General features: G+C 54.8%; 11 protein-coding genes. 3 read left to right on the top strand and 8 right to left on the bottom strand.

The features are described 5' to 3' along the window. Window positions 1-48: 48 nt before the first annotated feature. Window positions 49-567 (top strand): bifunctional 3-hydroxydecanoyl-ACP dehydratase/trans-2-decenoyl-ACP isomerase, encoded by a 519-nt coding sequence (gene fabA / locus RT197_RS07670; RefSeq protein WP_312948909.1) that lies wholly within the window; start codon window positions 49-51, stop codon window positions 565-567. Between the two features lie 55 nt (window positions 568-622). Here the strand turns inward: fabA and rmf are convergent, their stop codons facing one another. From rmf to rlmKL, 6 genes are all read right to left on the bottom strand, one after another. Further along, a complete protein-coding gene (gene rmf / locus RT197_RS07665) occupies window positions 623-790 on the bottom strand; it encodes a ribosome modulation factor (RefSeq protein WP_312948908.1) in 168 nt (55 codons plus the stop codon). A gap of 256 nt (window positions 791-1,046) precedes the next feature. Continuing rightward, window positions 1,047-1,610: a membrane integrity-associated transporter subunit PqiC gene (gene pqiC / locus RT197_RS07660; RefSeq protein ID WP_312948906.1), complete on the bottom strand. Its 564-nt coding sequence runs from the start codon at window positions 1,608-1,610 to the stop codon at window positions 1,047-1,049. Continuing rightward, window positions 1,607-3,247, bottom strand: coding sequence for an intermembrane transport protein PqiB (pqiB, locus tag RT197_RS07655; protein ID WP_312948904.1), 1,641 nt, complete (start codon window positions 3,245-3,247; stop codon window positions 1,607-1,609). Before pqiB ends, pqiC begins: the two co-directional genes overlap by 4 nt. Window positions 3,248-3,249: 2 nt before the next feature. After that, window positions 3,250-4,506, bottom strand: coding sequence for a membrane integrity-associated transporter subunit PqiA (pqiA, locus tag RT197_RS07650; protein ID WP_312948902.1), 1,257 nt, complete (start codon window positions 4,504-4,506; stop codon window positions 3,250-3,252). 13 nt (window positions 4,507-4,519) lie between these two features. Continuing rightward, window positions 4,520-6,427 carry an ABC transporter ATP-binding protein gene (locus RT197_RS07645; protein ID WP_312948900.1) on the bottom strand — a complete coding sequence of 636 codons (1,908 nt, stop codon included), beginning with the start codon at window positions 6,425-6,427 and terminating at the stop codon, window positions 4,520-4,522. 12 nt (window positions 6,428-6,439) lie between these two features. Continuing rightward, window positions 6,440-8,548: a bifunctional 23S rRNA (guanine(2069)-N(7))-methyltransferase RlmK/23S rRNA (guanine(2445)-N(2))-methyltransferase RlmL gene (rlmKL, locus tag RT197_RS07640; protein WP_312948898.1), complete on the bottom strand. Its 2,109-nt coding sequence runs from the start codon at window positions 8,546-8,548 to the stop codon at window positions 6,440-6,442. Window positions 8,549-8,649: 101 nt separating this feature from the next. Between rlmKL and RT197_RS07635 the strand changes: the two genes are divergently transcribed. After that, complete coding sequence (locus tag RT197_RS07635) at window positions 8,650-9,756, top strand: YcbX family protein (RefSeq protein WP_312948896.1); 1,107 nt, start codon at window positions 8,650-8,652, stop codon at window positions 9,754-9,756. Here the strand turns inward: RT197_RS07635 and zapC are convergent. Further along, window positions 9,753-10,292, bottom strand: a complete 540-nt coding sequence (gene zapC, locus RT197_RS07630) for a cell division protein ZapC (protein ID WP_312948895.1) — start codon at window positions 10,290-10,292, stop codon at window positions 9,753-9,755. The two genes, RT197_RS07635 and zapC, sit on opposite strands and share 4 nt — an antisense overlap. Window positions 10,293-10,453: 161 nt before the next feature. Beyond that, a complete protein-coding gene (gene pyrD / locus RT197_RS07625) occupies window positions 10,454-11,464 on the bottom strand; it encodes a quinone-dependent dihydroorotate dehydrogenase (protein WP_312948893.1) in 1,011 nt (336 codons plus the stop codon). Window positions 11,465-11,701: 237 nt separating this feature from the next. On the opposite strand from pyrD, the gene ssuE reads away from it, so the two are divergent. After that, window positions 11,702-12,277: an NADPH-dependent FMN reductase gene (ssuE, locus tag RT197_RS07620; RefSeq protein ID WP_312948891.1), complete on the top strand. Its 576-nt coding sequence runs from the start codon at window positions 11,702-11,704 to the stop codon at window positions 12,275-12,277. The last annotated feature ends 76 nt before the right edge of the window (window positions 12,278-12,353 follow it).

Genomic DNA, 12,353 nt, shown 5'->3' with positions numbered 1-12,353 from the left:
CGTGTTAGCTATCCTGCGTGCTTCACTAAAATAAGGCTTACTGAGAACATGGTAGATAAACGCGAATCCTATACAAAAGAAGACCTTCTTGCCTCTGGCCGTGGTGAACTGTTTGGTGCGAAAGGCCCGCAGTTACCCGCTCCCAATATGCTGATGATGGACCGTGTGGTCAAAATGACCGAAACGGGCGGCAACTATGATAAAGGCTATGTTGAAGCCGAGCTGGATATCAATCCTGACCTGTGGTTCTTCGGTTGCCACTTTATCGGCGATCCGGTCATGCCTGGCTGTCTGGGTCTGGATGCGATGTGGCAGCTGGTAGGGTTTTATCTCGGCTGGCTCGGCGGTGAAGGCAAAGGCCGCGCGCTGGGCGTGGGCGAAGTGAAATTTACCGGTCAGGTTCTGCCGACCGCGAAGAAAGTGACCTATCGTATTCACTTCAAGCGGATCGTAAACCGCCGTCTGATTATGGGCCTCGCCGATGGCGAAGTGCTGGTTGATGGTCGTCAGATTTATGCGGCTACCGACCTTAAAGTCGGTCTGTTCCAGGATACTTCGGCGTTCTGATGCGTTAACAGGCGAAACCTCCGCGCGCGGAGGTTTCTTGTTTAAAGAGACAGAATCAGGCGATAACGGCCCTGTCCTCCATGGCTTCTCGCCAGCCTCCAAGCCAGTATGACCTCTGATTCAGCGCCTGATAGGGGCAGATTTCTTTTGAGCGTCCGGCAATACCCGCCTGATACCCTCTTTGATGTGCCCGTTCCAGGCGATCTCGTTTTTGTCTCTTCATGCCTCGTTTCCCTCATCTTTTTGGTCTGGTGGAAAAGAAAACAGTGGCTACAAAGCGCGCAACCACATGTAACGAATAACCTGAAAAAAGTTGATCGTCAATGCGCAAATTTCATACCGATGTCATATTTGTGAGCTAAGCAAACTTTCATTTGTGAAAAAATTGTGACGTAAAGCCAGTAACGGACTGATGATAAAAATAAAAAAAGGCGCGGCGGAAAAGATTTCCGACGCGCCTTTAACATTATTAATTTTACTTATGGCAGACGTTTGATCTCACTGGCAATGGCTGTGGCTTCCTGATTCCACGCCTGTGCCAGCACTTTCACCATCTCATCATAACCATCTTTTTGCTGCGCCAGTTCCACATGGAACGGGCGCTTGATCAGTTGTCCCTGATGGTTCAGCAGCCATTCACCGCTGACAATCACGTGACCATCATAACGTCCGTGGAAGCTCGTCACCGTCACGTTGAGGGTATCCTGATCGTTACCCAGCGGCTGGGAGGCGATCACCCAGCCCGGCAACTGACTGCTGAGATTAGCCACCAGCGTGGTACGCAGTTGCTGATCAAGCGGGCTGGCCCACAGGTTGTTATTGGCGATAACGTACTGCACGTCGGTGGTCTGATACACCACGCCGTTTCCGGCGAGATAATCCGGCACCGTCACCTGTTCAACCCATAGCAGACGGCTTCCCTGACTGGCGACGCTCTGGGTGGTGTGCTGCGCCGACGGCAACTGATACCAGGTTTTTGCGTCCTCACTGCTGCTGCACGCGGATAACGCCAGCGCCATTGCGACCATCAGCCACTTTTTCATTGTTTTGCCCTCTTCGGCTCAGGATCTTTTTTGCTTTTCGCTTCAAAGACCAGCGCGTTGCTCTTATCGTTCAGGGTTTTCAGTACCGGCTGTAACTCACGCAGTACCTGATCCAGGCGCTGCATATCCGCCACCATTTTGTTATAGGCCGCAGAGCCAGGCTGGAAGCCCTGCATACTCCGGTTAAGCTCACGCAGCGTTTTCTGCATATCCGCAGGCAGTTCCTGCGCCGACTGACTGGCGGTCAGCTTGTTCAGGTTATCCAGCGTGGTTTGCAGGCGGCGCAGCGTCTGCTGGCTTTCTGTCAGCGTGTTGGTCGCCTGCTGGAGCATCGGGTTAAGCGGAAGATTATTAATTTTATCCAGCGTCTCCATCAGACGCTGCTGGATCTGCGCCAGCCCGCCACTTTCGGTCGGAATGACTTTATACCCGCCAAACTCACGCATACCGGTCACCGGCGTGGCTTTTGGATAGAAATCCATGTCAACGTACAGCGCGCCCGTTACGAGGTTGCCGGTTTTGAGCGAGCCACGCAGGCCGCGCTTCAGCAGATCGGACAGATGACTCCCCAGGTCCGGATTTTCTCCAAGCTGGCTGGCAACACGCTCAGGTTCAATGCGGATCAGCACCGGAATGCGGTAATCGTCATTCAGCGCCTGACGCAGACCCGGTACAAAGAACGGTACTTCACCAACGGTGCCAAGGCGGATACCACGGAATTCCACCGGTGCGCCCGGCTGAAGCCCACGGATCGAATCTTTGAAGAACATCAGATAATCAATGTGATCGGTATAGAGCGATTCCTGAATGTTTTTCTGGCTGTCATACAGATTAAATTCGCTCTTTTCCGCCACCGGCTGACCCAGTTCAAGCCCGTCCGGCACGTCAAAACTTACGCCACCGCTGAACAGGGTGGTCAGCGAGCCCATTTCAACGCGCATCCCCGCCGAGTTAAGATCGACGGCGATCCCGCTGTCTTTCCAGAAACGGACGTTGCTGGTGACCAGACGATCGTTTGGCGCATTGATAAACAGCTGATAGCTCATGGAACGTTTTTGCGTATCAAAGGTGCTGGTTTCCACCGAGCCAACGCGGTAGCCACGGAACAACACCGGATCGCCGGGGCTAAGCTGACCGGCCTTTTTGCTGTCAAGGATCACGCGGATACCTTTCGCGTCCGGGGGTGCCAGCGGTGGCGCATCCAGCAACTCATAGCTCGCCGGTTCGCTGCCTTTATTGCCCGGCTGTAGCTCAATATACGCACCGGACAGCAGCGTCCCCAGACCGCTGATACCTTCGCGATCGACCTGCGGTTTGACTACCCAGAACGCGGTATCTTTATGCAGCAGCTTTTCCATTCCGGCATTAAGACGCGCTTTGATCTCAACGTGGGTCAGGTCGTCGGTGAGCGTCGTGCTTTCCACGACCCCAACGTTGACGCTGCGGCTTTTAATGGTGGTTTTTCCACCCTCGATCCCTTCGGCGTTGGTAGTGATCAGCGTCACTACCGGCCCCTGATGGCTATAGTGGTAAAACAGGATCCACGCGCCAATGAGCGCGGTGACGATCGGAAATATCCAGACAGGGGACCAGTTTTTCACTTTCTGCACCTGGGCCTCACCCTTTTTCGTTTCCATGCTTATAACGACTCCTCATGGCTTTCTTCCGGCTCCCGATCCCAGGACAAACGCGGATCGAAGGTCATGGCCGAGAACATGGTCATTATCACTACCAGCGCAAACATCAATGCGCCCATCGCAGGATAAATATTCATTAGCCCTCCTATGCGCACCAGCGCAGAGAGGACCGCAATTACAAATACATCAATCATTGACCAGCGGCCAACAAATTCCACCACTTCATAAATCAGGTGCATTCTCTCCCGGTCACGTTTTCCGTGGCCTTTCGCGTCCCAGCACAGCCAGGCAATCGACAGCATTTTTAGCGTCGGCACCATAATACTGGCGATAAAAATCACTCCGGCTACCGGATAAGACCCTTCGCTCCACAGCAGGATCACCCCCGCCAGAATAGTGGACGGCATTTTATCACCCAGCAGATCGGTGATCATGATCGGCATAATGTTGGCGGGTAAATACAGGAGAATGGACGTTACCAGCAGCGCCATCGTCCATTGCAGGCTGTTTTTACGCCGCACGTGGCCCACCGTATGGCAGCGCGGGCAGATGTGTTGATCGGCGGGCAGAATCGCTGTACAGCAGGGGCAGGAACGCAGCCCCTGCCGCAGCCCGGTGACGCCCGGTTTTAAAGGCTGCGCCACGGCTGGCATCGGGGCGATATCATCCCACAGCCAGCGGCGGTCAACGCACTGAAACGCCCGCAGTTGCACGATGCAAAACAGACACCAGGGAATGAAACTGCTGCCGATACCGATGTCCCCATAGGCCATCAGCTTGACGAAGCTGACCAGCACCCCGGCGAGAAAAATCTCCGCCATACCCCAGCTTTTTAGCTGGAACAGGACGCGCGCCAGCGCAACGGTCAACTTTTCCGGCATCGCTACACGGTTGACCAGCAGCAGGATGGCGATCAGGCAAAATGCTGGCACCATCTGCACAAAGACAATAAAAAATGTCCCGAGGCTGGCGTAATCTTCAGAAAACATCACGCGCGGGATTTGCAGCAGCGTCACTTCGCTTTTCAGACCCGCCACGTTCATGTTCACGAACGGGAACAGATTCGACAGCAGCAGCATAAACAGCGCCACCAGCGCATAGGCGGTAGGACGCTGTCTGGGTGCAAACCATTCCGTCGTCAGCGTTGTGCCGCAGCGGGGGCACGCCGCCTTGTGACCGTGAGCCAGCGGCGGTAAGGCCACCAGCAGATCGCACTGCGAGCATAATATATGCCGTCCCGCGTGGTGACTATCGCACATATTCGATCCTCAGTTATGCGCCGTTTTTAAGCGCTTCCAGGTATTCCCAGCGCTCAAAAGCCTCTTCCAGCGCCTGTTCAGCGGCGGTCATATCGGCCAGCACTTTTTGCGTGTGGTCGTGCGGTTGGCTGAAGAAGGCGGCATCAGCGACCTGCGCCTGTAAAGATTCGAGGTTGGCTTCCAGCGCTTCCAGCTTTTGCGGGAGCTGTTCCAGCTCACGCTGTAGGTTATAGCTTAACTTACCCGCATTACGCTTAGCATTTTCAGCCTTTGGCGCAGCAGACTCTGCCGTTTTGCCCGGCGCCACGGTTTTTTGCGTCAGTGACTGGGCCTGCTGACCGCGCGCGTCGTGGTAGCCGCCGATATAGCAGCCGATTTTGCCATCGCCTTCGAAGATCCAGCATTCCGTCACCGTATTATCGACAAACTGACGGTCGTGGCTGACCAGCAGCACGGTGCCCTGATAGCCGTCGATCAGTTCTTCCAGCAGTTCCAGAGTTTCAACGTCCAGGTCGTTGGTCGGTTCATCGAGGATCAGCAGATTGCTGGGCTTGAGGAACAGACGCGCCAACAGCAGGCGGTTACGCTCGCCGCCGGACAGCGCGCGCACCGGCGTCATCGCACGCTTCGGGTGGAATAAAAAGTCCTGCAAATAGCCCAGTACATGGCGCGGCTTGCCGTTAACCATGACTTCTTGCTTACCTTCCGCCAGGTTATCCATCACCGTTTTATCGGGATCGAGTTCCGCGCGGTGCTGGTCGAAGTAAGCCACTTCCAGCTTTGTGCCGACGTGAATGCGCCCGCTGTCGGCCTTAAGCTGACCGAGCATCAGTTTCAGCAGCGTGGTTTTACCGCAGCCGTTAGGACCAATCAGCGCAATTTTGTCGCTGCGCTGTACCTGGGAGGAAAAATCCTTCACCAGCGTTTTCTCGCCGATCCGATAATTCGCGTTTTCAATTTCGAAGACGATTTTACCGGAGCGGGTCGCCTCTTCGACCTGCATTCTGGCGCTGCCCATCACTTCACGGCGTTCACCGCGCTCGCGGCGCATCGCTTTCAGCGCGCGCACCCGGCCTTCATTACGGGTACGACGGGCTTTGATCCCCTGACGGATCCAGACTTCTTCCAGCGCCAGCTTGCGGTCAAACTCGGCGTTTTGCAGCTCTTCAACGCGCAGCGCCTCTTCTTTCTCCAGCAGATACTGATCGTAATTGCCAGGATAGGTCACCAGCTTGCCGCGATCGAGATCGACAATGCGCGTCGCCATATTGCGGATAAACGAACGGTCATGCGAAATAAAAATTATCGTGCCGTTAAAGCTTTTCAGGAAGCCTTCCAGCCAGTCGATAGTTTCGATATCCAGATGGTTGGTCGGTTCGTCAAGCAGCAGGATGTGTGGATTGCTGACCAGCGCGCGTCCCAGCGCCGCCTTACGCAGCCAGCCGCCGGAAAGCGACGCCAGCGGGGTATTGGCATCCAGCTCAAGCTGGGCCAGCACTTCATTGATCCGGTTTTCCAGTTGCCACAAGCCATGGTGATCCAGCAGTTCCTGCACCTGCGCCATCTCGTTAAGATTTTTATCGCTGGGATCGGTCATCACCAGGCGAGAAATGTCATGATAGCGCTTGAGGTATTCGGCCTGCTCTGCAATACCTTCGGCGATAAAATCGTATACGCTGCCCTCGACATTACGCGGCGGATCCTGCTGTAGTCTCGCCACGACCAAATCCTGCTCATAAATAATGCGCCCGTCGTCGAGCCCCTGCTCGCGATTGAGGATCTTCATCAGCGTTGATTTACCCGCGCCGTTACGACCGACCAGACACACGCGTTCGTTATCTTCGATATGCAGTTCAGCGTTATCGAGCAACGGCGCGTCGCTGAATGACAGCCAGGCACCGTGCATACTAATTAATGACATTTACTTTTCCTTTCAGGCGGCGGTAACCAGCCAGCAGTTGTGGATCTGACGGTTGCGGGCGAAGTCCTGGGACTGCGTTTTTTGGGTGATTTCTTGTGCTTTTAAGCCCAGTTCAGCCAGCCCGTCGTGATCCATGCGGAAACCGCGTTTGTTGTTGGAGAACATAATCGTGCCGCCTTTACGCAGCAGACGTTTCAGATCTTTCATCAGTCGCAGATGGTCGCGCTGCACATCGAACGTCTCTTCCATACGCTTGGAGTTAGAGAAGGTCGGCGGGTCGATAAAGATCAGGTCAAACTGTTCATCGGCCTCGCTCAGCCAGCCCATCACATCAGCCTGGAGCAAACGATGCGGACGCCCGGTCAGCCCGTTAAGGCGCAGGTTACGCTCGGCCCATTCGAGGTAGGTACGCGACATATCCACGGTAGTTGTTGAGCGAGCACCACCAAGACCGGCGTGAACGCTGGCGCTGCCGGTATAGGAGAAGAGGTTCAGGAAATCTTTGCCTTTACTCATCTGCCCCAGCATCCGGCGGGCAATACGGTGGTCGAGAAACAGGCCGGTATCCAGGTAGTCGGTCAGGTTCACCCACAGCCGGGCGTTATACTCGCCCACTTCGATGAAATCGCCCTTCTCGCCCAGCTTCTGATACTGGTTTTTGCCCTTCTGCCGTTCGCGGGTTTTCAGGATCAGCTTGTTCGGCGGCATATCCAGCACTGAAATCGTGGCGGCGATAATATCGAACAGGCGCTGACGTGCTTTATGCTCGTCGATGGTTTTCGGCGGTGCATATTCCTGAATCACGACCCAGTCGGCATAGCGGTCAACCGCCACGTTGTATTCCGGCAGATCGGCATCGTACAGGCGGTAGCATTCGATGCCTTCCTGACGCGCCCATTTTTCCAGTTTTTTGAGGTTTTTACGCAGGCGGTTGGCGTAGTCTTCCGCCACCGTAGCCGGTTTACCGCTGCCGTCGTTTTCCGCCAGATGATAGTTTTTCTGCACGCAGTCCAGCGGACCGTTTTTGGCTTTAAACTGGCGATCGGCGCGAAGTTGCAGACAGTTGAGCAGATCCGGGGAAGCGCTGAACATCGACAGATTCCAGCCGCCAAACTGGTTTTTCATAATGCGGCCCAGCAGGCTATGCAGGGCAATCAGTGCGGGTTCGCTTTCCAGACGCTCGCCATACGGCGGGTTGCTGATGACAGTGCCATAGGGCCCTTTCGGCAGCGGATTGGTCAGTTGCGCCACGTCTTTAACGTCAAAGGAAATGAGTTCGCCGATCCCGGCGCGGCGGGCGTTACTGCGCGCGCGTTCAATCACCCGGCTATCAACGTCCGAACCGTAAAAACGCGAGCCGTAATCCGCCAGCCCCTGACGGGCGCGGGTCTGCGCTTCGGCTTTTACCTCTTTCCACAGCGCATCGTCGTGCTGCGCCCAGCCATTAAAGCCCCAGTGTCCGCGATGCAGACCCGGCGCGCGGTCGGTTGCCAGCATCGCGGCTTCAATCAGCAGCGTACCGGAGCCGCACATCGGGTCGAGCAGCGGCGTGCCCGGCTGCCAGCCTGAGCGCATGACGATGGCGGCGGCGAGGTTTTCTTTGATCGGCGCAATGCCGGTGCGATCGCGATAGCCGCGCAGGTGCAGACCTTCGCCGCTAAGATCGAGTGAGATATGCGCGGTTTCTTTATTCAGCCAGACGTTAACGCGCAGATCCGGCGATTCACGATCGACATTCGGGCGCGGCAGATTTTTCCGCGTGAACGCATCGACAATCGCATCTTTAACTTTCAGCGCACCGTACTGACTATTACGAATACTGTCATTCAGCCCGCTAAAGTGGACCGCAAAGGTGGCGTCAGGACTGAACATCTCCGTCCATGGGATCGCCTGCACGCCGAGGTAGAGATCGAGATCGCTGTACACGCTGCATTCGCTAAGCGGCATCATGATGCGCGAAGCCAGACGACTCCACATCAGGCTTTGGTACAAGAGCCGCGTGTCACCCTCAAAATGGACGCCACCCTGAACCACCTGGCAGTTGCTCGCGCCAAGTCCTTCCAGTTCAGTTTTTAACAGCTCTTCCAGCCCACGGGCCGTACTGGCAAACAGAGAATTCATAATGTCACTTTTACTCTAATAAAATTGTTGCGCATTATAGCCAATATCAACGCTATGTCATAAAGTTGAAGGCTTATTTTCATGCGTAAGGGGCAGGTGTAGTGGCTACGTTATCCAGACTTTTTATCCATCCAGTGAAATCCATGCGCGGCATTGGCCTGACGCACGCGTTTGCGGATATCAGCGGTCTGGCGTGTGACCGTATTTTTATGCTCACCGAACCCGATGGAACGTTCATTACCGCACGTCAGTATCCGCAGATGGTGCGCTTTACGCCAGCACCGCTGCATGATGGTCTGCATCTTACCGCACCCGATGGCAGTAGTGCGCTGGTCCGCTATGCGGATTTCGCGCCACAGGGGCAGCCCACTGAAGTGTGGGGCAATCATTTTACCGCACTCATTGCGCCAGCGGAAATTAACCGCTGGCTGTCCGGCTTTTTTTCCCGCGACGTCCAGCTGCGCTGGGTGGGCACCGAGCCTACGCGCCGGGTCAAGCGTTTTGAATCGGTCCCGCTCTCCTTCGCCGATGGCTTTCCGTTTTTGCTGACCTGTGAAGCCTCGCTGCGCGACGTTCAGCAGCGCTGCCCGGCAGGGATCAAAATGGAACAGTTTCGCCCCAATCTGGTGGTGGCGGGTACGCAGCCGTGGGAGGAAGATACCTGGAAAACCATTCGCATCGGCGAGGTGGTATTTGATATCGTCAAGCCCTGTAGCCGCTGTATTTTCACGACCGTTAGCCCGGAGCGCGGGCAAAAGCATCCGTCCGGTGAACCGCTGGCTACGCTGCAAACCTTTCGCACGGCCGACAACGGCGACGTTGATTTCGGGCAAAATCTCATTGCGCGCAATAGCGGCGTGATCCGCGTTGGCGATGAAATCAGCGTGCTTGCCACCGGCCCTGCCCGACCTTACGGCGCGGGTCGCGTAGTGGAAAACGTGGCGGTCGAACGAGCGGCGGATGCCGCAGTGGAAATTGACTGGCAGGGACAGCGCTTCAGCGGTAACAATCAGCAGATCTTGCTTGAACAACTGGAACAGCAGGGCATTCGGATCCCCTATTCCTGCCGGGCCGGTCTGTGCGGCAGTTGCCGTATCCGGCTGGTAGAGGGAGAAGTCAGTGAATTACGCAAAGGGGCTATCGCCCAGGACGGAACCATCCTGTGCTGTAGCTGCGTACCGAAAACAGCGTTACGCCTGCAAAATTAAACAGCCTGCTCCAGATAGCTGGCGATGCAGGTGTGTTGACGCAGTCGGTCATTCATCACTTTAATAGCATCACCCAGTTGCATCGTTCGCCCGGCTATCACCACTCCCGGCTGGGCAATCAGACACAGCGCGGCATTTTCAGCAGGCTCAACCACCAGCAGATTGACCTGCTCCAGGGTATCACTCAACCAGACGCAGGCAGCGTCTCCGGTCTGTGGCATCCAGCGGAAGGAATGGGTGGTGAAATGCCAGCTTTTGGGCATTTGCGGCTTCAGAAAGCGAATCGCCACCAGCGCATTCAGCACCAGTTCAGCACGATGTTCTTTTGAGAGTTCCAGGTCGCGACATTTCTCTTCAAAGGAGAAATAGAGCGCGGCATCATCAACGCAAAAACCGGAGGGTTCAAAAGCATCCGGCGTTAGCATCCGCCGCGCAAAGCGCGAACGAAAAAGCATTCCATTCGCCAGATCGAGCATCATCCGGTCATGCTCATCGTCATAATACCAGCGCCAGTTATCGTCGGGTTTAAATCTCATTGTTTTCCTGTCCCCTTCAGATTTGGATTTCGGCCTCGTCCTTTTGCCGCTTCGCTTGTTGCCATAATAATAAAAGACCATAACGTTTAAATAAGCAACAAGAGGGGAATATAAATCAACCAGGGCCGAAAATAAAGCCCTGGAGCGCTACAATAGCGAGATTAGATGTGAGAAATGATTTCTTTAATCAGCGGTGGGCCTTTAAAAATAAATCCTGAATAGATTTGCACCAGCGTTGCGCCAGCTGCGATCTTCTCCCGCGCGGCGATGACCGAATCAATGCCGCCCACGCCGATGATGGGCAAACGTCCATTTAATTCCGCAGATAACATACGGATAATTTCCGTACTTTTTAGCTGTAAAGGACGCCCGCTTAAACCGCCACTTTGATCACAGTTTTTCATTCCCTGTACCAAAGAACGATCCAGCGTAGTATTGGTGGCAATAACGCCATCAATATTATGGCGCACTAAACTATCAGCCACCTGAATCAGTTCTTCCACGGAAAGATCCGGGGCAACCTTAACCGCCACCGGCACATATTTATGATGCCGCGCCTGGAGTTCCGCCTGCTTATTTTTTATCGCCTGTAATAAATCATCCAGCGCTTCGCCATATTGCAGCGTGCGCAGGCCGGGAGTGTTAGGAGAAGATATATTAATGGCGATATATCCGGCGTAGGGATAAATCTTTTCCATGCAAATCAGGTAGTCATCTTTTCCCTGCTCTACCGGGGTATCTTTATTTTTACCGATATTAATCCCGAGGACGCCATCAAAATGGGCTTTTTTAACGTTTTCAACCAGGTTATCTACGCCGAGATTATTAAAACCCATCCGGTTGATCAGCCCTTCCGCGTCAACCAGGCGGAAAATGCGCGGCTTATCGTTACCTGGCTGCGGACGCGGCGTGACGGTACCAATTTCAACGGAACCAAATCCCATCGCGCCAAAGGCATCGATGCAGTCACCATTTTTATCCAGCCCGGCCGCCAGCCCTAGCGGATTTTTAAACTGTAGTCCCATACAGGTTACCGGTTTTGCCGGCACTTTCTGACGCAATAGCGCCTGTAAGGGTGTTCCGGTGATACGGCGTAATTGCTGAAAGGTAAATTCATGAGCGCGCTCTGGATCGAGCTGGAAAAGGGCTTTACGAACGAAGGGGTAGTACATGAACTCTCCTGGATTCCCGGTGTGCAAACCGGGGGCGTATTATGGGCGATCCGCGTCGAAAAAGGAATTGACCTGCGGCAATAAAAGCAAACGTTTACCTGAAAAGGCGCTGGTTATGCGTTTTCCGGGTATTGATCGGCGGATAAATTATTTCTTTGCGCATCGGGCTTGTGCGACTCTCCTCTCCACGGTTATTAGCACCCAAACCATTCAAACTTTTGGTTATAAGGAGTGGATATGCGTATTGTCACCCTCGCGGGCAGCCCCCGCTTTCCTTCCCGCTCAAGTGCTTTACTGGAATATGTCCGCGAGAAACTGTCGGCGGTAAACGTTGAAGTTTGTCACTGGCATCTGCAAAATTTCGCCCCCGAAGATTTACTGTATGCCCGCGTTGACAGCCCTGCGCTGCTGGCGCTCAATGAGCAACTGGCGGGTGCCGAGGGACTGATTGTTGCCACCCCGGTGTATAAAGCCGCCTATTCCGGGGCGCTGAAAACACTGCTGGATCTGCTACCGGAGCGAGCGCTGGAGGGCAAAGTGGTGCTGCCGCTGGCAACCGGCGGAACGATCGCTCATATGCTGGCAGTGGATTACGCCCTGAAACCCGTGCTAAGCGCGCTGAAAGCACAGGAAATTTTACACGGCGTATTTGCCGACGATACCCAGGTCACCGATTACGAGCACCGCCCGCGCTTTACGCCGGGGCTGCAAAGCCGACTGGATAACGCGCTGGACACTTTCTGGCAGGCGCTGCACCGCCGGGATAGTCATGTCCCCGTCTTCGGTGCGCCAGCCGGAGTAGTCCAGGTATAAATTGCGGATCATCCGATAAGGATAAAAAAAGCCGGACAACGCGAACGTTGCCCGGCTTGCAGTGAGTTTATAACGA

It is taken from the genome of Superficieibacter sp. (assembly GCF_032071645.1).
GTDB lineage: Bacteria > Pseudomonadota > Gammaproteobacteria > Enterobacterales > Enterobacteriaceae > Superficieibacter.
The sequence above is the reverse complement of the archived record's forward strand: the minus strand, read 5'-3'. Positions and strand labels throughout refer to the sequence as shown.

Coding starts and splice junctions, on each gene's coding strand:
- fabA (WP_312948909.1), top strand. CDS start 49: ATGGTAGATAAACGCGAATCCTATACAAAAGAAGACCTTCTTGCCTCT.
- rmf (WP_312948908.1), bottom strand. CDS start 790: ATGAAGAGACAAAAACGAGATCGCCTGGAACGGGCACATCAAAGAGGG.
- pqiC (WP_312948906.1), bottom strand. CDS start 1,610: ATGAAAAAGTGGCTGATGGTCGCAATGGCGCTGGCGTTATCCGCGTGC.
- pqiB (WP_312948904.1), bottom strand. CDS start 3,247: ATGGAAACGAAAAAGGGTGAGGCCCAGGTGCAGAAAGTGAAAAACTGG.
- pqiA (WP_312948902.1), bottom strand. CDS start 4,506: ATGTGCGATAGTCACCACGCGGGACGGCATATATTATGCTCGCAGTGC.
- RT197_RS07645 (WP_312948900.1), bottom strand. CDS start 6,427: ATGTCATTAATTAGTATGCACGGTGCCTGGCTGTCATTCAGCGACGCG.
- rlmKL (WP_312948898.1), bottom strand. CDS start 8,548: ATGAATTCTCTGTTTGCCAGTACGGCCCGTGGGCTGGAAGAGCTGTTA.
- zapC (WP_312948895.1), bottom strand. CDS start 10,292: ATGAGATTTAAACCCGACGATAACTGGCGCTGGTATTATGACGATGAG.
- pyrD (WP_312948893.1), bottom strand. CDS start 11,464: ATGTACTACCCCTTCGTTCGTAAAGCCCTTTTCCAGCTCGATCCAGAG.
- ssuE (WP_312948891.1), top strand. CDS start 11,702: ATGCGTATTGTCACCCTCGCGGGCAGCCCCCGCTTTCCTTCCCGCTCA.